Source organism: Streptococcus sp. KHUD_011 (assembly GCF_046352925.1).
Lineage (GTDB): Bacteria > Bacillota > Bacilli > Lactobacillales > Streptococcaceae > Streptococcus.
Genome location: NZ_CP157578.1, coordinates 1075563 through 1095100, shown reverse-complemented (window position 1 = coordinate 1095100; position 19538 = coordinate 1075563). Strand labels below are relative to the sequence as shown.

20 protein-coding genes are annotated in these 19538 nt (G+C 38.8%); 16 read left to right on the top strand and 4 right to left on the bottom strand.

Annotation, left to right across the window (positions count from 1 at the left end):
* Positions 1-78 precede the first annotated feature (78 nt).
* From ABKJ27_RS05070 to ABKJ27_RS05010, 13 genes are all read left to right on the top strand, one after another.
* The gene (locus ABKJ27_RS05070) at positions 79-555 is read left to right on the top strand and encodes a PTS sugar transporter subunit IIA (protein WP_410011450.1); all 477 of its coding nucleotides are present in this window, start codon (positions 79-81) and stop codon (positions 553-555) included.
* A 38-nt stretch (positions 556-593) separates the two neighbouring features.
* The gene (locus ABKJ27_RS05065; protein ID WP_000590547.1) at positions 594-899 is read left to right on the top strand and encodes a PTS sugar transporter subunit IIB; all 306 of its coding nucleotides are present in this window, start codon (positions 594-596) and stop codon (positions 897-899) included.
* Positions 900-946: 47 nt separating this feature from the next.
* Positions 947-2422: a PTS galactitol transporter subunit IIC gene (locus tag ABKJ27_RS05060; RefSeq protein ID WP_000382513.1), complete on the top strand. Its 1476-nt coding sequence runs from the start codon at positions 947-949 to the stop codon at positions 2420-2422.
* A gap of 100 nt (positions 2423-2522) precedes the next feature.
* Entirely contained in the window at positions 2523-3419 is an 897-nt protein-coding gene (locus ABKJ27_RS05055) for an aldose 1-epimerase family protein (protein WP_410011449.1), read from the top strand.
* Positions 3420-3705: 286 nt separating this feature from the next.
* The gene (lacA, locus tag ABKJ27_RS05050) at positions 3706-4131 is read left to right on the top strand and encodes a galactose-6-phosphate isomerase subunit LacA (RefSeq protein ID WP_000029277.1); all 426 of its coding nucleotides are present in this window, start codon (positions 3706-3708) and stop codon (positions 4129-4131) included.
* A gap of 30 nt (positions 4132-4161) precedes the next feature.
* On the top strand, positions 4162-4677 hold the full coding sequence (lacB, locus tag ABKJ27_RS05045) for a galactose-6-phosphate isomerase subunit LacB (RefSeq protein ID WP_001216913.1): 516 nt from the start codon (positions 4162-4164) through the stop codon (positions 4675-4677).
* Between the two features lie 10 nt (positions 4678-4687).
* Complete coding sequence (locus ABKJ27_RS05040) at positions 4688-5617, top strand: tagatose-6-phosphate kinase (RefSeq protein ID WP_410011448.1); 930 nt, start codon at positions 4688-4690, stop codon at positions 5615-5617.
* 1 nt (position 5618) lies between these two features.
* On the top strand, positions 5619-6599 hold the full coding sequence (gene lacD / locus ABKJ27_RS05035) for a tagatose-bisphosphate aldolase (protein WP_001229114.1): 981 nt from the start codon (positions 5619-5621) through the stop codon (positions 6597-6599).
* Between the two features lie 234 nt (positions 6600-6833).
* Positions 6834-7670, top strand: coding sequence for a PRD domain-containing protein (locus ABKJ27_RS05030; RefSeq protein ID WP_084946569.1), 837 nt, complete (start codon positions 6834-6836; stop codon positions 7668-7670).
* A gap of 35 nt (positions 7671-7705) precedes the next feature.
* Positions 7706-8023, top strand: a complete 318-nt coding sequence (locus ABKJ27_RS05025) for a PTS lactose/cellobiose transporter subunit IIA (RefSeq protein ID WP_001078329.1) — start codon at positions 7706-7708, stop codon at positions 8021-8023.
* The gene (locus ABKJ27_RS05020; RefSeq protein WP_001037324.1) at positions 8023-9714 is read left to right on the top strand and encodes a lactose-specific PTS transporter subunit EIIC; all 1692 of its coding nucleotides are present in this window, start codon (positions 8023-8025) and stop codon (positions 9712-9714) included. Before ABKJ27_RS05025 ends, ABKJ27_RS05020 begins: the two co-directional genes overlap by 1 nt.
* A 462-nt stretch (positions 9715-10176) precedes the next feature.
* Positions 10177-11583: a 6-phospho-beta-galactosidase gene (gene lacG / locus ABKJ27_RS05015; protein WP_261037348.1), complete on the top strand. Its 1407-nt coding sequence runs from the start codon at positions 10177-10179 to the stop codon at positions 11581-11583.
* A gap of 41 nt (positions 11584-11624) precedes the next feature.
* Positions 11625-11882 carry a DUF3884 family protein gene (locus ABKJ27_RS05010; RefSeq protein ID WP_084819641.1) on the top strand — a complete coding sequence of 86 codons (258 nt, stop codon included), beginning with the start codon at positions 11625-11627 and terminating at the stop codon, positions 11880-11882.
* 104 nt (positions 11883-11986) lie between these two features.
* On the opposite strand, the gene ABKJ27_RS05005 is transcribed toward ABKJ27_RS05010, so the two are convergent.
* The 4 genes from ABKJ27_RS05005 to nrdH form a co-directional block, all read right to left on the bottom strand.
* A complete protein-coding gene (locus tag ABKJ27_RS05005) occupies positions 11987-12754 on the bottom strand; it encodes a DeoR/GlpR family DNA-binding transcription regulator (RefSeq protein WP_261117357.1) in 768 nt (255 codons plus the stop codon).
* 142 nt (positions 12755-12896) lie between these two features.
* On the bottom strand, positions 12897-13859 hold the full coding sequence (nrdF, locus tag ABKJ27_RS05000; RefSeq protein WP_000451386.1) for a class 1b ribonucleoside-diphosphate reductase subunit beta: 963 nt from the start codon (positions 13857-13859) through the stop codon (positions 12897-12899).
* A gap of 195 nt (positions 13860-14054) precedes the next feature.
* Entirely contained in the window at positions 14055-16214 is a 2160-nt protein-coding gene (gene nrdE, locus ABKJ27_RS04995; RefSeq protein ID WP_049516644.1) for a class 1b ribonucleoside-diphosphate reductase subunit alpha, read from the bottom strand.
* A gap of 80 nt (positions 16215-16294) precedes the next feature.
* Positions 16295-16513, bottom strand: a complete 219-nt coding sequence (gene nrdH / locus ABKJ27_RS04990) for a glutaredoxin-like protein NrdH (RefSeq protein WP_000259240.1) — start codon at positions 16511-16513, stop codon at positions 16295-16297.
* Between the two features lie 350 nt (positions 16514-16863).
* Between nrdH and ABKJ27_RS04985 the strand changes: the two genes are divergently transcribed.
* From ABKJ27_RS04985 to ABKJ27_RS04975, 3 genes are all read left to right on the top strand, one after another.
* Positions 16864-17127 (top strand): phosphocarrier protein HPr, encoded by a 264-nt coding sequence (locus tag ABKJ27_RS04985; protein WP_000146947.1) that lies wholly within the window; start codon positions 16864-16866, stop codon positions 17125-17127.
* A gap of 5 nt (positions 17128-17132) precedes the next feature.
* Positions 17133-18866 (top strand): phosphoenolpyruvate--protein phosphotransferase, encoded by a 1734-nt coding sequence (gene ptsP, locus ABKJ27_RS04980; protein WP_004241506.1) that lies wholly within the window; start codon positions 17133-17135, stop codon positions 18864-18866.
* A 132-nt stretch (positions 18867-18998) separates the two neighbouring features.
* Positions 18999-19493, top strand: coding sequence for a YkgJ family cysteine cluster protein (locus tag ABKJ27_RS04975; RefSeq protein ID WP_000031481.1), 495 nt, complete (start codon positions 18999-19001; stop codon positions 19491-19493).
* The last annotated feature ends 45 nt before the right edge of the window (positions 19494-19538 follow it).

Genomic DNA, 19538 nt, shown 5'->3' with positions numbered 1-19538 from the left:
AACAAAAAATTATTGACAACGGTTTCATATAGTGTTATACTTATAGTATAAAGTTAATGGAAAGAAGGGAAAAACCTTATGGGATTAGATCATTTCTTTGACAAAAACCTTGTGTTTTGCTTAGAAGCGGATAATCAAGAACATCTCTTTGATCAGGTAGCAACTTTATTGGAAGAACGAGAAATCGTGACTCCAACTTATCGTGAAGCCTTGATCACGCGTGAAAAGTCATTTCCGACTGGCTTAGATATGGAATTTTTGGGTAAGGATTTGCCGAATGTGGCTATTCCTCATACAGATATTGTTCATAATCTAGCTGAAAAAGTTGTGGTCGTTCGATTGGATAAACCGGTGACTTTCCACAATATGATTGCCCCAGATAAGGAAGTAGAAGTATCTTTACTCTTCTTTATCATTAATAACTCAAGTTCAAGTCAAACAAACATTCTTGCTCAGTTGATGGACTTCTTTACTGGAAATAGTCATCTTGAAGACCTATCAAAAATTTCTGAACCAGAAGCCCTCTATGCTTATATTGCTGAAGCAATTGCTTAATTTTGTCTATTAAAAATATTAAATCGGAGGAAATCCATATGATTAAAATTCTTGCTGCCTGCGGTGCAGGTGTTAACTCAAGCCACCAAATTAAAAGTGCTCTTGAAGAAGAACTTTCAAACCGCGGTTTTGATGTTCACTGTGATGCAGTCATGGTAAAAGACGTTAACGAAGATCTTATCAAAGGTTATGACATCTTTACACCAATTGCTGCTACAGACCTTGGTTTTGACCCAGGTATTCCAGTTATCGAAGCTGGACCAATCTTATTCCGTATCCCAGCTATGAGTGCTCCAGTATTTGACAATATTGAAGCAGCTATTAAAGAACACGGGTTAAGCTAATTCTAATTTGTTAACATTCATATAACTATAAAAAGGGAGGAACTATTATGGATGTCATTATCGAACTAGCCAATAAGCTGTTCAAACCTATCTTGGATATGGGTGGGCCAATCATCATGCTGATCATTTTGACAGTATTGGCTCTACTTTTTGGAGTGAAATTCTCCAAAGCACTTGAAGGTGGTATCAAACTTGCCATCGCTCTTACTGGTATCGGTGCTATCATCGGTATGCTGAATGGTGCTTTCTCAGCATCACTTGCAAAATTCGTTGAAAATACTGGTATTCAATTGAACATCACTGACGTTGGTTGGGCACCACTTGCTACAATCACTTGGGGATCTGCTTGGACACTTTACTTCTTGCTTATCATGTTGATTGTCAACGTAGTGATGCTTGCTATGAAGAAAACTGATACACTTGACGTTGATATCTTCGATATCTGGCACTTGTCTATCACAGGTCTTTTGATTAAATGGTATGCAGACAACAACGGTGTAAGCCAAGGGGTTTCACTCTTCATCGCCACTGCAGCAGTTGTCCTTGTAGGTGTTCTTAAAATCATCAACTCTGATTTGATGAAACCTACATTTGATGACCTTCTTAACGCACCAAGTTCATCACCAATGACTTCAACTCACATGAACTACATGATGAACCCAGTTATCATGGTTTTGGATAAGATTTTTGAAAAATTCTTCCCAGGTCTTGATAAATATGACTTTGATGCTGCTAAATTGAACAAGAAAATCGGTTTCTGGGGATCTAAATTCTTCATCGGTTTCATCCTTGGTATCGTTATCGGTTTGATGGGTACTCCACATCCAGTTGCTGGCGTAGAAGATGCAGCAAACTGGCAATTAGTTATTAAAGGTTGGTTGTCTCTTGGTTTGACAGCTGGTGTGTCTTTGGAACTCTTCTCACTTATCGGTTCATGGTTCATCGCTGCCGTAGAGCCACTTTCACAAGGTATTACAAACGTTGCTACTAAACGTCTTCAAGGACGTAAATTTAACATCGGTCTTGACTGGCCTTTCATCGCTGGTCGTGCTGAAATCTGGGCTTGTGCCAACGTACTTGCACCAATCATGTTGATTGAAGCTGTGCTTCTTTCAAAAGTTGGAAATGGTATCTTGCCACTTGCAGGTATCATCGCTATGGGTGTTACTCCAGCTCTCTTGGTTGTAACACGTGGTAAATTGCTCCGTATGATTATCTTCGGAACACTCTTGTTGCCACTCTTCCTTCTTTCAGGTACACTTATCGCACCATTTGCAACAGAACTTGCTAAAGGTGTAGGTGCCTTCCCAGCAGGTGTGAGTGAAACTCAATTGATTACTCACTCAACTCTTGAAGGACCAATCGAAAAACTTCTTGGTTGGACAATTGGTAACACTACAACAGGTGATATCAAAGCAATCCTTGGTGCTGTAGTCTTCCTTGTATTCTATATCGGTATCTTTGCATGGTACAGAAAACAAATGATCAAACGTAACGAAGAGTACGCAGCAAAAGCAAAATAATGCGCTCCTATAAAATGTAAATTGTTAAAGCTAGGTTGTCTAAATCCATTAGGAGTGACAGCCTAGTTTTTTATAAACTATCAAGAAATCGGAGAAAATAATGGTAATTGAATTAAAATCAGAACAATTAAGTGTTCAATTTAACAGTTTTGGTGGAGCTCTTTCTTCTATAAAAGATGCTGAGGGACTTGAGTATTTGTGGCAAGGGGATGCTACTTATTGGAGTGGACAAGCTCCTGTTCTCTTCCCCATTTGTGGTTCTTTGAGAGAGGATACAGCATTTTATATAGATGAGAAGGGACAAGAAAGTAAAGGAAAGATTCCTCGACATGGTTTGGTTCGTAAGAAAGAATTTGAATTAGTTGAACAGACAGATAATAGTGTAACTTTTGCAATTGAAGACGATGAGAATAGCTATCAGAACTACCCTTATCATTTCCGCCTAGAAATCACTTATATCCTTACTGGAAAGACAGTACGGACTCAATACAAGATTTTCAACAAAGAAACTAGTAAGGTCATGCCTTACTTTATTGGTGGACATCCAGGCTTTAATTGTCCTCTACTGGATGACGAGGTCTATGAAGATTACTATTTAGAGTTTGAGAAAGAAGAGACTTGCTCTGTTCCACGTCCTTTCCCAGAAACGGGTATGCTGGATTTTCAAGATAGAAGTCCATGGCTAGAGGGTCAAAAAGAAGTAGACCTCAGCTATGATCTTTTCAGTACAGATGCAGTCACCTTAGATGAATTGCAATCTAGAACAATTGCGCTTCGTTCTCGGAAACATGATAAGGGATTGAAAGTGCACTTTACAGAGTTTCCAAACCTCATTATATGGTCAACTTTGAATAAGGGACCTTTCATTGCCTTTGAACCATGGTCTGGCTTGTCAACATCCCTTGAAGAAGGAAATCATCTAGAAGATAAGAAGAATGTTCGTCTCCTAGAACCTGGTCAAGTGGATCAAATTGGTTTTGATATCGAAATTTTTTAGTTAAAAAAACACAAAAACAAACACTAACTGTTGACTTTTTTAGAAAATAGGAGTATATTATGTTTGTAAACAACAAATGATGTTTGTAACAAACAAATAATCACTTGTTATATTTTCTTTCGCGGAGAAGGAGTATTTCTAGGAAACTGTTTTCCTAAACTTGAATAAGGTGTAAATCATCTCGTTCAATCTAATTTGTCAATAAACTGCTAGAAATCCTTTTGTGGATAAACTGCTAACTACGAAAGTCTTTACTAGCCTAGAAAAATAAAAAGGAGTATACAATATGTCTATTGTTATCGGTGCAGATGCTGCAGGTTTGAGATTGAAAGAAGTTGTGAAAGACTTCTTGGAAAAAGAAAACTTCCACGTTGTGGATGTTACAGCTGAAGGTCAAGACTTTGTTGATGTGACTCTTGCTGTTGCTGCAGAAGTAAACAAAGAAGAACAAAACCTTGGTATCGTGATTGATGCTTATGGAGCTGGTCCATTTATGGTCGCAACTAAGATCAAAGGAATGGTTGCTGCAGAAGTATCTGACGAACGTTCAGCTTATATGACTCGTGGTCACAACAACTCACGTATGATCACTATGGGTGCACAACTTGTTGGTGATGAATTGGCTAAAAACATAGCTAAAGGATTTGTTAACGGTAAATACGATGGTGGACGTCACCAGATTCGTGTCGACATGTTGAACAAAATGTGCTAATTAGATTACAGTAAGAAAGGTAAGTTAAAAATGAGAATTGCAATTGGATGTGACCACATCGTAACAGATGAAAAAATGGCGGTTTCAGAATTTTTGAAATCAAAAGGATATGAAGTCATTGACTTTGGTACATATGACCATACACGTACTCACTACCCAATCTTTGGTAAAAAAGTAGGGGAGGCTGTAACTAGCGGTCAAGCTGATCTTGGGGTATGTATCTGTGGTACTGGTGTTGGTATCAACAACGCTGTAAATAAAGTTCCTGGTGTTCGTTCTGCCTTAGTTCGTGATATGACAACAGCCCTTTATGCTAAAGAACAATTAAACGCTAACGTTATCGGTTTTGGTGGTAAAATTACTGGTGAATTGCTTATGTGTGATATCATCGAAGCTTTCATCCATGCTGAATACAAACCATCTGAAGAAAACAAAAAATTGATTGCGAAAATTGAACACGTTGAAAGTCACAATGCTCAACAAACAGACGCAAACTTCTTCACTGAATTCCTTGAAAAATGGGATCGCGGAGAATACCACGACTAAGAGGTGACCTATGATTTTAACAGTCACAATGAATCCATCCATCGATATTTCCTATCCCTTGGATGAGTTGAAGATTGATACTGTCAATCGTGTGGTGGATGTAACCAAAACTGCTGGTGGTAAAGGACTAAACGTTACTCGAGTACTTTCAGAATTTGGTGATTCTGTTCTTGCTACTGGTTTAGTGGGTGGCAAACTTGGTGAGTTTTTGGTTGAAAATATCGATGATCAAGTAAAGAAAGATTTCTTTTCTATTCAGGGAGAAACTCGTAACTGTATCGCTATTCTTCACGGAGACAACCAAACAGAAGTTCTTGAAAAAGGACCTGAAGTTCTGGAACAAGAAGGTCAAGACTTTTTGGAACATTTCAAAAAACTCTTGGAGTCAGTTGAAGTAGTAGCTATCTCAGGTAGTTTACCAGCTGGCCTTCCAGTTGATTACTATGCGAGCTTGGTAGAACTTGCTAATCAAGCTGGCAAGCCTGTTGTCTTGGACTGCTCTGGTGCAGCACTTCAGGCGGTTCTTGAATCACCACATAAACCAACAGTCATCAAACCAAATAATGAGGAATTGTCCCAGCTTCTAGGAAGAGAAGTTTCTGAGAATTTGGATGAATTAAAAGAAGTTCTTCAAGAACCTTTGTTTGCAGGGATTGAATGGATTATCGTTTCGCTTGGTGCTAATGGTGCTTTTGCCAAACATGGTGACACTTTCTACAAGGTAGATATTCCTAGAATTCAGGTAGTCAACCCTGTTGGCTCTGGAGATTCTACTGTAGCTGGGATTTCTTCAGGACTACTTCATAAAGAATCGGATTCAGAATTACTCATCAAGGCAAATGTCCTTGGTATGCTCAATGCTCAAGAAAAAATGACTGGTCATGTCAACATGGCCAACTATCAAGCTCTATATGATCAATTAATAGTAAAAGAGGTATAAAATGGCTTTAACAGAACAAAAACGTGCACGCTTAGAAAAACTTTCTGATGAAAATGGTATCATCTCAGCTCTTGCATTTGACCAACGTGGTGCTTTGAAACGCCTCATGGCTCAACACCAAACAGAAGAACCAACTGTAGCTCAAATGGAAGAACTTAAAGTCTTGGTAGCAGATGAATTGACTAAATATGCTTCATCTATGCTTCTTGACCCTGAGTATGGACTTCCAGCAACTAAAGCTCTTGATGAAAAAGCTGGTCTTCTCCTTGCCTATGAAAAAACAGGTTATGACACAACAAGCACAAAACGCTTGCCTGACTGCTTGGATGTTTGGTCTGCAAAACGTATTAAAGAAGAAGGTGCAGATGCAGTTAAATTCTTGCTTTACTATGATGTAGATAGCTCAGACGAACTTAACCAAGAAAAACAAGCTTACATCGAACGTATCGGTTCTGAGTGTGTGGCTGAAGATATCCCATTCTTCCTTGAAATTCTTGCTTACGATGAAAAAATTGCTGACGCAGGTTCTGTAGAATACGCGAAAGTAAAACCACACAAAGTTATCGGTGCTATGAAAGTCTTTTCAGACCCACGCTTTAACATTGATGTCTTGAAAGTAGAAGTTCCTGTTAACATTAAATATGTTGAAGGCTTCGCTGAAGGTGAAGTGGTTTATACACGTGAAGAAGCAGCAGCCTTCTTCAAAGCACAAGATGAAGCAACTAACTTGCCATACATCTACTTGAGTGCTGGTGTATCAGCTAAACTCTTCCAAGATACTCTTGTATTTGCCCATGAATCAGGTGCAAACTTTAACGGAGTTCTTTGTGGCCGTGCAACTTGGGCTGGATCAGTTGAAGCTTACATCAAAGATGGTGAAGCAGCAGCTCGCGAATGGCTACGCACAACTGGTTTTGAAAACATTGACGAACTCAATAAAGTTCTTCAAACAACAGCAACTTCATGGAAAGAGCGCGTATAAGCAAGTCCTCCTAGGTTAGGAACATGAATCTAAAAAAATTTTAAAAAAAGTTTCATGTAAAGGTTTACAAAACAACCTACTTGTGCTATACTTAAATCACAAGTTAATACAAGGTGAGTGTTACTAAGTAATATTAGGCATGATCACAGGTGAATTAGAAATCAGATGATTTTCTAGTTCATTTGTGGTCATTTTTTATACTCATATACCTTTAAAATATAAAAGGAGGTTGACATGTATCGAATTCTAAATCCAATAAATCACAATGTTTCGCTTGTCAGGCATGATAAAGGAGAAGAAGTGATTGTGATTGGTAAGGGGATTGCATTTGGAAAGAAGAAGGGAGATTTGATTTCTGAACATCAGGTTGAGAAAATCTTTCGGATGAAGACAGAAGAGTCCAGGGAAAACTTTATGGCTCTTCTCAAAGATGTTCCGCTTGATTTTATCACAGTGACCTATGAAATCATTGATAAGCTATCAAAGAAATATCATTATCCGATTCAAGAATATCTTTACGTAACCTTGACAGATCATATTTACTGTTCTTACCAAGCTCTAGCACAAGGAAGGTACAAGGATAGTAATCTGCCAGATATTTCTACCAAGTATCCTGTCGCTTTTCAAATTGCAAATGAGGCTTTTGGAATTTATCGTCAGAAGCTAGCAGATCATTTTCCTGAGGACGAGATTATTCGGATTGCTTATCATTTCATTAATGCCGAAGGTGAAAATGAAGTAGAACTTGTGGAGTCGATTGATAAGAGGAAAGAAATTCTCAGGAATGTTGAAGAAGTTTTAACGGACTATGCAATTCAACGAACTAAAGAGAATAACCATTTCTATGATCGCTTTATGATTCATTTGAATTATTTCTTGGATTATTTAGACAGATCTAGAGATGATAACCAATCACTTCTGGATATGGAAGATCATATTAAACAATCCTATCCAAAAGCGTTCGAGATTGGTTCCAAGATCTATGATGTGATTACGCAACATACGGGTCTTGATTTGTATAAAAGTGAACGAGTTTATCTAGTTCTACATATCCAACGTTTATTGTCATAAAAATTTAATTAAAAATACATAAGGAGAATTCTATCATGAATAGAGAAGAAGTAACATTGTTAGGTTTTGAAATCGTAGCCTATGCTGGAGACGCTCGTTCAAAACTATTGGAAGCCTTGAAGGCTGCTGAAGCTGGTGATTTTGCGAAAGCGGACACTTTGGTAGAGGAAGCTGGTAGCTGTATTGCAGAGGCTCACCACGCGCAAACAAGTCTATTAACTAAGGAAGCTTCTGGTGAGGACTTAGCGTATAGTGTGACCATGATGCACGGTCAAGATCACTTGATGACAACCATCTTGTTAAAAGATTTGATGCACCATTTAATTGAACTCTACAAGAGAGGAGTTAAGTAATGAATAAATTAATTGCATTTATCGAGAAAGGAAAGCCTTTCTTTGAGAAACTATCTCGTAATATCTATCTTCGTGCTATTCGTGATGGTTTCATTGCAGGTATGCCTGTTATTCTCTTCTCAAGTATCTTTATCTTGATTGCTTTTGTACCCAACTCATGGGGCTTTAAATGGTCTGATGAAGTTGTAGCTTTTCTGATGAAACCTTATAGCTATTCTATGGGTATTCTGGCTCTCTTGGTAGCAGGTACAACAGCTAAGTCATTGACCGACTCAGTAAACCGTAGCATGGAGAAAACCAATCAAATAAACTATATGTCAACATTGTTGGCAGCAATTGTTGGTTTGTTGATGTTGGCAGCTGATCCTATCGAAAATGGTCTAGCTACTGGATTCTTGGGGACAAAAGGTTTGCTTTCAGCCTTCCTTGCTGCCTTTGTTACCGTAGCCATCTATAAGGTTTGTGTTAAGAACAACGTCACTATTCGCATGCCTGACGAAGTTCCACCTAATATCTCACAAGTCTTTAAAGATGTGATTCCATTCACTCTATCAGTTGTTTCTCTTTATGCTCTTGATTTACTAGCTCGTCATTTTGTTGGTGCAAGCGTAGCTGAATCAATCGGTAAATTCTTTGCACCATTATTCTCTGCTGCTGATGGTTATCTAGGTATTACGATTATCTTTGGTGCCTTTGCTTTCTTCTGGTTTGTTGGTATCCATGGTCCATCTATCGTTGAACCAGCTATCGCAGCTATTACCTATGCCAATGCCGAAGTCAACTTGAACCTTCTCCAACAAGGTATGCACGCTGACAAGATTCTTACTTCTGGTACACAAATGTTTATCGTTACCATGGGTGGTACTGGTGCGACACTGGTTGTTCCATTCATGTTCATGTGGTTAACAAAATCAAAACGTAACCGTGCAATCGGTCGTGCTTCAGTAGTCCCAACATTCTTTGGTGTAAATGAACCAATCTTGTTTGGTGCACCACTTGTATTAAACCCAATCTTCTTCATTCCATTTATCTTTGCTCCAATCGCAAACGTTTGGATCTTCAAATTCTTTATTGAAACACTTGGAATGAACTCATTTACTGCTAATCTACCATGGACAACTCCAGCTCCACTAGGTCTAGTTCTTGGTACGAACTTCCAAGTTCTATCATTCATTCTTGCTGCCCTTCTAATCGTGGTTGACGTAGTCATTTACTATCCATTCCTTAAAGTATATGATGAACAAATTCTTGAAGAAGAGCGTTCAGGTAAATCTAATGATGAATTGAAAGAAAAAGTTGCCGCAAACTTCAACACTGCAAAAGCAGATGCTATTCTTGAAAAAGCTGGTGTAGAAGCAGCACAAAATACAATCACTGAAGAAACAAATGTCCTCGTTCTCTGTGCAGGTGGAGGGACAAGTGGACTTCTTGCGAATGCTTTGAATAAGGCAGCTGCAGAATACAATGTTCCTGTGAAAGCAGCAGCAGGTGGCTATGGTGCTCACCGTGAAATGTTGCCAGAGTTTGATCTTGTTATCCTTGCCCCTCAAGTTGCTTCAAACTTTGAAGACATGAAAGCAGAAACAGATAAGCTCGGTATTAAACTAGCGAAAACAGAAGGCGCTCAATACATCAAATTAACTCGTGATGGAAAAGGTGCTCTTGCATTCGTACAAGCTCAATTCGATTAACGATAGGGACTATAAAACAGTCTCCTATCGTTACGGAAATCGCTATGGCGAATTTCCTAATCGCCTTGTTAATTCGTCGGTAAAAAGATATCGTTTTTACCTTCTCATGTCACAATTCGATTAACGATAGGGACTCTGAAATAGTCTCCTCTCGTTACGGAAATCGCTATGGCGAATTTCCTAATCGCCTTATTAATTCGTCGGTAAAAAGCTATCGTTTTTACCTTCTCATGTCACAATTCGATTAAGGCTAGGGACTCTGAAATAGTCTCCTCTCGTTACGGCAATCGCTATGGCAAATTTCCTAATCGCCTTATTAATTCGTCGGTAAAAAGCTATCGTTTTTACCTCCTCATGTTACAATTCGGTGACTTGGTACAAGAAGTGAGATGGAGAAGGATGGCTCACTGACTCCTCTCCTCTCACTTTTACTTTATTTAAATCAAGAAATAGGTGAAAAAAATGACAAAAACATTACCAAAAGACTTTATTTTCGGTGGCGCAACAGCTGCCTATCAAGCAGAAGGTGCTACACATACTGATGGTAAAGGACCAGTTGCGTGGGATAAGTATCTTGAAGATAACTACTGGTACACTGCCGAACCAGCCAGTGATTTTTACAATCGATACCCAGTTGACCTCAAGCTAGCAGAAGAGTATGGTGTCAATGGTATTCGAATTTCTATTGCCTGGTCACGTATTTTCCCGACTGGTTACGGTCAAGTAAATGCTAAAGGTGTTGAATTTTATCATAATCTATTTGCAGAGTGTCACAAACGTCATGTTGAGCCTTTTGTAACTCTTCATCACTTTGATACGCCAGAAGCTCTCCACTCAAATGGAGACTTCTTAAACCGTGAAAATATTGAACACTTTGTAGACTACGCTGCCTTCTGTTTTGAAGAATTCCCAGAAGTAAACTATTGGACAACCTTTAATGAAATTGGGCCAATTGGTGATGGTCAATACTTGGTTGGAAAATTCCCTCCAGGTATTCAGTACGACCTTGCCAAAGTTTTCCAATCGCACCACAATATGATGGTTTCTCATGCGCGTGCAGTCAAGCTATATAAAGATAAAGGCTATAAAGGTGAAATTGGTGTTGTTCATGCTTTGCCAACCAAGTATCCTTTAGATCCTAAAAATCCAGCAGATGTTCGTGCAGCTGAGTTGGAAGATATTATTCACAATAAATTTATTTTGGATGCAACTTATCTAGGTCGCTATTCAGATGAAACGATGGAAGGTGTTAACCATATCTTATCAGTCAATGGTGGTAGCTTGGATCTTCGTGAAGAAGATTTCACAGCATTAGAAGCTGCAAAAGACTTGAATGATTTCCTAGGAATCAACTACTATATGAGTGACTGGATGGAAGCATTTGATGGAGAAACTGAAATTATCCATAATGGTAAGGGTGAGAAAGGAAGCTCTAAGTACCAAATCAAAGGTGTTGGTCGTCGTGTAGCTCCTGATTATGTACCACGTACAGACTGGGATTGGATTATCTACCCTCAAGGTTTGTATGACCAAATCATGCGTGTGAAGAAAGATTATCCTAACTACAAGAAGATTTACATCACTGAAAATGGTCTAGGGTATAAAGATGAGTTCGTTGATAACACTGTTTATGATGATGGCCGTATTGATTATGTCAAACAACACTTAGAGGTCTTATCTGATGCGATTGCTGATGGTGCAAACGTCAAAGGATACTTCATCTGGTCATTGATGGATGTCTTCTCTTGGTCAAACGGTTATGAAAAACGCTACGGTCTCTTTTATGTAGACTTTGAAACTCAAGAACGTTATCCTAAGAAATCAGCTCACTGGTACAAGAAAGTAGCTGAAAGTCAGATTATAGACTAGTAGAATGAGTAATTAGATATAGAATTCTAGTGAGGCAAAAGATGTTCAAAGATTTTATCCAATCAATTTATGAAAAAGTTTATATTATCAATTTTGATAAATGTTCTCAAATACCTCGTTTGACTAATGAGGAGCTGAAAAATCTTGGGAAATGGTATATCTCTACCGGTAAAGAATGGATTTGCCATTCAGACTATGAGCTAGAAGAATTTAAAAATATCTTTTTAAGTTTTATCAGTCCTGAAGAACGGGATAATATCTCCTTTGATTCAGATTTTATGCCGTTTCAACAATCATAAAGAATCTAGGAAACTCTTTGTAAAAATCTTCATCCAAAAATGCGTCATATCAAGATTCTTATTTTCTTGATATGACGCATTTTATTTTTTATCAATCCTCAGTTTTATGGTTTAGAAAGAATAATTTTTGTTTGTTTTGAAAGTTGTTCAAACGTTTCTTTGCTCAGTTTAGAATCTGAAACGATGGTATCAATATCAGAGATATTGTAGAAGGTATAGAAATCAAATTTATTGAATTTACTATGGTCAGCTAGTAAGTATTTTTTATTGGAATTATTGAGGGCGATGCGTTGAGATTCACCTTCCTCTTCACTAAAGGTCGCAATTGAATTGTCCTGAATACCATTACAGCTAACGAAAGCTTTAGAAAATTGAAGATTGGCTAAGTTTTGCAAGGTTAGTGTTCCGACAAAGGCTCCAGTGATAGAGCGGTAATTCCCACCAATTAAAATCAAATCTGTTAGTTTTCGTTCGTTTAAGATGAGAAAGACTGGTAAACTGTTTGTTACAACACGAATATTATCAATTGGAAGTTCACGGGCAAAAGATTCCAAGGTTGTCCCTGGACCAATAAAAATGGTTTCACCCTCATCAATTAAATGGCCTGCAAAACGGCTGATTTCTTGTTTTTCTGCAATCTGTAAGCTTTGTTTTTCAATATTGGAACGTTCATTGTTTAAAATAGAACCTGTGCGAATTTTCTCAGCTCCCCCGTGCACCCGAACAAGTAAATCCTTGTCTGCTAACTCTTGCAAGTAGCGTCTAGCAGTCATATCTGATACATCCAAGCGAGTCATGATTTCTTTTACAGTAATAGTTCCTTTTGTATTTACTGTTTCTAGAATATTATCTAGTTTTTCCTGCTTTAACATCGTTATCACCTCTATTTCTATTACTATTTTATCATAAAGTATTCAATCAATCAATTTAAAAAACAAAAGAAAACAAAAACAAAAAGATCATGGTTGTTTTAAACAAACCATGATCTTTTTATCACTTATAAAATAGATGACCTTAGTCCAAACCGTAGTTGTAGTCATCGTCTTGCATGGCTTCAACTTCACCAAGGAGGTAACCATTTCCGACTTGAGAGAAGAAGTCGTGGTTGGAAGTTCCTGTTGAAATACCGTTCATAACGATTGGGTTGACATCATCAGCTGAATCTGGGAAGAGTGGATCTTGTCCCAGGTTCATGAGTGCCTTGTTAGCATTGTAGCGAAGGAAGGTTTTGACTTCTTCAGTCCAACCAACACCGTCATAGAGGCTCTCTGTGTAGCCTTCTTCATTCTCGTAAAGAGTATAGAGCAGGTCGTACATCCATTCTTTGAGTTTTTCTTGCTCTTCCTCAGGTAATTCATTGAAACCAAGTTGGAATTTGTAACCAATGTAGGTTCCGTGAACAGACTCATCACGAATAATTAATTTGATAATTTCCGCAACATTGGCTAGTTTGTTGTTACCAAGATAGTAGAGGGGAGTGAAGAAACCAGAGTAGAAGAGGAAGGTTTCAAGAAAGACGCTGGCAACTTTCTTTTCAAGTGGGCTACCGTTTAGGTAGATTTCGTTGACAATCTCAGCCTTTTTTTGTAGGTAAGGATTGGTGTTAGTCCATTCGAAAATTTCTTCAATCTCAGCCTTAGTATTCAAGGTAGAAAAGATTGATGAGTAAGATTTAGCGTGAACAGATTCCATAAATTGGATGTTATTGAAAACAGCTTCCTCATGGGGTGTACGGATGTCTGCGCGAAGGGCTTGAACCCCAGTTTCAGATTGCATAGTATCGAGAAGTGTTAAACCACCAAAGACTTTCCCAACCAAGTCTTTTTCTACATTTGATAGCTTTCTCCAGTCATCCAAGTCATTTGACAAAGGAATACGTGTATCAAGCCAGAATTGCTCCGTCAGTTTTTCCCAAGTTGATTTGTCGATGACATCTTCGATGGCATTCCAGTTAATGGCTTTGTAGTAAGTTTCCATTTTGAAATCTCTTTCTGTGTTTAGTATTGCGAACTCACAATTACTTCTATTTTATCATAATTCTAGAGGAGTATCGCACAAAAAGTCGGAAGCCCGACTTTTGTGTTTTTCCATAGTATAGATGCTTATTCCAGTTTAGTTTAGCAGGGTGAATGAATCACTTATCTGAGAAAATGTAGTTCCCTCAAGCAAAGATTAAATCACACAGCTTTCACATTGGTTGGCACCGACTTCTCCACCATCATCTGTAAAGGTACGGACGTAGTAGATAGACTTGATTCCCTTGTTAAAGGCATAGTTACGAAGGATAGACAAGTCACGTGTCGTTTGCTTATTTTCCTTCTTCCATTCGTAAAGACCTTTTGGAATGTCACTACGCATGAAGAGAGTGAGTGAAAGTCCTTGGTCCACGTGCTCAGTTGCAGCAGCATAGACATCAATCACCTTACGCATATCCATGTCGTAGGCAGAAGTGTAGTAAGGAATGGTTTCTGTTGACAAGCCAGCAGCAGGATAGTAGATTTTACCGATTTTCTTTTCTTGACGTTCTTCGATACGTTGCGTAATCGGGTGGATAGAAGCAGAAACGTCGTTGATGTAACTGATAGAACCATTTGGCGCTACAGCAAGGCGGTTTTGGTGGTAAAGACCATCTGCTTGAACCTTGTCGCGAAGTTCAGCCCAGTCAGCAGCACTTGGGATAAAGACATCTTTGAAGAGTTCTTTAACACGGTCTGATTTTGGAACAAACTCGCCAGTCACATATTTGTCAAAGTAGCTTCCGTTAGCATAGTCTGATTTTTCAAAGTTGTGGAAGGTGATACCACGTTCACGCGCGATATTGTTTGATTCTACCAAGGTCCAGTAGTTCATGAGCATGAAGTAGATGCTTGTAAATTCAACAGACTCAGGCGATCCATATTCAATCAATTGTTGGGCAAGGTAGCTGTGAAGTCCCATGGCACCGAGACCAAAGGTGTGGGCTTGGCTATTTCCATGGTCGATAGTAGGAACAGCTACGATGTGCGAACTATCTGTAACGAAAGTAAGGGCACGAACCATAGCACGGATAGAACGACCAAAATCAGGTGAGGTCATCATGTTGACCACGTTGGTTGAACCAAGGTTACATGAAACATCTGTTCCCATTTGAAGGAATTCTTGAGCATCGTTGATTAAGCTTGGTTCTTGGACTTGAAGAATCTCAGAACACAAGTTACTCATGATGATTTTTCCATCAACAGGGTTTGCACGGTTAGCTGTATCAATGTTGACGACATAAGGGTAGCCAGACTCTTGTTGCAATTTAGAGATTTCAGTTTCCAAATCACGCGCCTTGATTTTTGTCTTGCGGATATTTGGATTTGCGACTAATTCATCGTATTTTTCAGTGATGTCGATGTAGTTAAATGGCACACCGTATTCAAGCTCTACAGAGTATGGGCTGAAGAGATACATTTCTTCATTTTTACGAGCCAATTCATAGAATTTATCTGGTACTACAACACCAAGTGATAGAGTCTTGACACGAACTTTTTCATCAGCGTTTTCTTTCTTAGTTGAAAGGAAGGCGATGATATCTGGGTGAAAGACATTGAGGTAAACAACCCCTGCACCTTGACGTTGCCCCAATTGGTTAGAGTAAGAGAAGCTATCTTCGAAGAGTTTCATGACTGGTACGACACCAGAAGCGGCACCTTCATAACCTTTGATAGGTGCGCCCGCTTCACGAAGGTTGCTGAGGGTAATTCCCACACCACCACCAATACGTGAAAGTTGAAGAGCCGAGTTGATAGAACGTCCGATAGAGTTCATATCATCCGTTACTTGGATTAAGAAGCAAGATACCAACTCCCCACGACGAGCACGTCCAGCATTTAAGAAGGAAGGAGTAGCAGGTTGGTAGCGTTGGTGGATGATTTCATTGGCAATATCGATTGCAACGGCTTCATCACCGTCGGCAAAATAAAGGGCGTTAAAGAAGACACGGTCTTCCATACTTTCAAGATAGTATTCACCGTCGTTAGTCTTCAAGGCATATTGATTATAGAACTTATAGGCAGCCATGAAAGACTTGAATTGGAAGTTTTGTTCTTTGATAAATTGAGACAATTCTTCCAAGAATTCTGGACGGTATTTCTTGATAAAGGCTGTTTCGATGTAGTTGTGTTCAATGAGGTAGTTGATTTTATCTTTGATTGAATCAAAAACCATAGTGTTTGGAACTACATTTTCTTTAAAGAAGGCATCCAAGGCTTCTTTATCTTTATGAAGCATGATTTGTCCATTAACAGGACGGTTGATTTCGTTATTGAGACGGAAGTAAGTCACGTCCTCAAGATGTTTTAATCCCATAAAATTTCCCTTATCTAATTACAAAAGAAAGGCTTCTAAGTTAGCCCTAGAAGCAGTATCTTCTGGATGATGTACTAAGATTATGCTAATTGTTTCAGTTTTCCTGGTTGGAAACCTGAAAAGACTTCAGTTGGTGTTTGGATAACAGGAGCTGCGCTGAAACCGAGCTCTTTAACTTGATCGATGTACTCAGGTTGCTCATCAAGATTGATTTCACGATAAGCGACATTATTACTGTCCAAGAAACGTTTAGTCATCTTACATTGGACACAGTTGTTTTTAGAATAAACGGTTACCATTGTGTAACTCCTCTTTCAAAATAGATTACTTTCTTAGTATATCAGAAAATAAATTTTTGTCAATGATTTGAAACTAAATATAGTGGTCTATTTTTCTACTAAAGGTTGCAAAACACAATATGTAGTGTTTGTTTTATGAAATAGTGATAATTATCCTAGAAGTAGTTTTTTGGAAAACTATATCCTGTGTTTTGTTATCTAGAATAGAAGATTTTCAGCAAGTTATCTGAAAGGAAATCGAATAAATCCCATAAAATGCTTGAAAAAAATCCTAGAAGATGGTATAATACCAAATTGTAAGGGTTATCACATATAACTCAAAAAAGAAAGAACAAAAGGAGAGTCAAACTATGGCTTCTAAAGATTTCCACGTAGTGGCAGAAACAGGTATTCACGCACGTCCAGCAACATTGTTGGTACAAACTGCAAGCAAATTTGCTTCAGATATCACTCTTGAGTACAAAGGTAAATCAGTTAACCTTAAATCAATCATGGGTGTTATGAGTCTTGGTGTTGGCCAAGGTGCTGATGTAACTATCTCAGCTGAAGGTGCAGATGCAGATGACGCTATCGCTGCAATCTCAGAAACAATGGAAAAAGAAGGATTGGCATAAGGAAAATGACAGAAATGCTTAAAGGAATCGCAGCATCTGATGGTGTTGCAGTTGCAAAAGCATATCTACTCGTTCAACCGGATTTGTCATTCGAGACTGTTTCAGTCGAAGATACAAACGCAGAAGAGGCTCGTTTGGATGTAGCTCTTGAAGCTTCTCAAAACGAGCTTTCTCTTATCCGTGAGAAAGCTGTAGGTACGCTTGGTGAAGAAGCGGCTCAAGTTTTTGACGCTCATTTGATGGTTCTTGCTGACCCAGAATTGATTGGTCAGATTAAAGAAACAATCCGTGCTAAGAAAGTCAATGCTGAAGCAGGTCTTAAAGAAGTGACTGACATGTTCATCACTATCTTTGAAGGCATGGAAGACAACCCATATATGCAAGAACGTGCAGCGGATATCCGCGACGTGACAAAACGTGTATTGGCAAATCTTCTTGGTAAGAAATTGCCAAACCCAGCTTCTATCAATGAAGAAGTAATCGTGATTGCGCATGACTTGACACCATCTGATACAGCTCAATTGGACAAAAACTTTGTAAAAGCTTTTGTAACAAATATCGGTGGACGTACAAGCCACTCAGCTATCATGGCACGTACACTTGAAATTGCAGCTGTATTGGGAACAAATAACATCACTGAAGTGGTGAAAGACGGTGATATCCTTGCCGTTAACGGAATTACTGGTGAAGTGATTATCAACCCAACAGATGAACAAGCGGCAGAATTTAAAGCAGCTGGTGAAGCTTATGCTAAACAAAAAGCTGAATGGGCACTTTTGAAAGATGCTCAAACAGTGACTGCTGACGGTAAACACTTCGAGTTGGCTGCTAACATCGGTACTCCAAAAGACGTGGAAGGTGTTAACAACAACGGTGCAGAAGCGGTTGGACTTTACCGTACAGAGTTCTTGTACATGGATTCTCAAGATTTCCCAACTGAAGATGAGCAGTATGAAGCATACAAAGCTGTTCTTGAGGGAATGAATGGTAAACCAGTGGTTGTTCGTACAATGGATATCGGTGGAGATAAGGAACTTCCTTACTTCGATATGCCACATGAAATGAACCCATTCCTTGGATTCCGTGCCCTTCGTATCTCTATTTCTGAAACTGGAGATGCAATGTTCCGTACACAAATCCGTGCCCTTCTTCGTGCTTCTGTTCATGGTCAATTGCGTATCATGTTCCCAATGGTTGCCCTTTTGAAAGAATTCCGTGCAGCTAAAGCAGTTTATGAAGAAGAAAAAGCAAACCTTCTTGCTGAAGGTGTTGCAGTTGCGGATGACATCCAAGTTGGTATCATGATTGAAATCCCTGCAGCAGCAATGCTTGCAGATCAATTTGCAAAAGAAGTAGACTTCATGTCAATTGGTACAAATGACTTGATCCAATACTCAATGGCAGCAGACCGTATGAACGAGCAAGTTTCATACCTTTACCAACCATATAACCCATCAATCCTTCGCTTGATCAACAACGTTATCAAGGCAGCTCACGCTGAAGGTAAATGGGCTGGTATGTGTGGTGAGATGGCTGGTGACCAAAAAGCTGTTCCACTTCTTGTCGGAATGGGCTTGGATGAATTCTCTATGTCAGCAACATCTGTCCTTCGTACACGTAGCTTGATGAAGAAATTGGATACTGCTAAGATGGAAGAGTACGCTAACCGTGCACTTACAGAGTGTTCAACAATGGAAGAAGTTCTTGAACTTCAAAAAGAATACGTTAACTTCGATTAATCGAAAAGTCCTTGCAACTAAGTTGCAAGGTTTTTTGACGCATTTTGGGAAAGTATAGTCTAATAAACTCCACTTTTCAATGATGAAGAGGCATGATATAATAGGAGAAACAAATAGAATAAGAGAGAAATCATGTCTAAAGAAATTGATATTGAATATTACCACCAGCTAGCCTTACAAAAGCAGAAGGAGCATCGTAAAGTTTTAGCCAATCTAAAGAAAAAGCCACCAAAAAATCTAGATAAGATAGCCCAGCAGATTCACCAAGAAGTATTTGAGGAAATTGATTGTACTGCCTGTGCCAACTGTTGCAAGACATTGGGACCTGACTTCAAGGAAGCAGACATCACTCGTATTGCTAAGTACTTTAAGATGAAATTACCAGCTTTTGAAGCGGAGTTTCTGCAGGTAGATGAAGATGGCGATAAGGTTTTTAAATCCATGCCTTGTCCCTTTCTAGGAGGAGATAATCTCTGTTCCATCTATGATGTTCGTCCAAAGGCCTGTCGTGAATTTCCCCATACAGACAGGAAAAAAATCCATCAAATCAACCATTTGACTATTAAGAATACCTTGACCTGTCCAGCAGCCTATCTCTTTGTTGAGAAATTAAAGGATAAGTTATAGAGATTTAAAGGATAAAAAATTTCTAATAATAACTAGTAATATGAA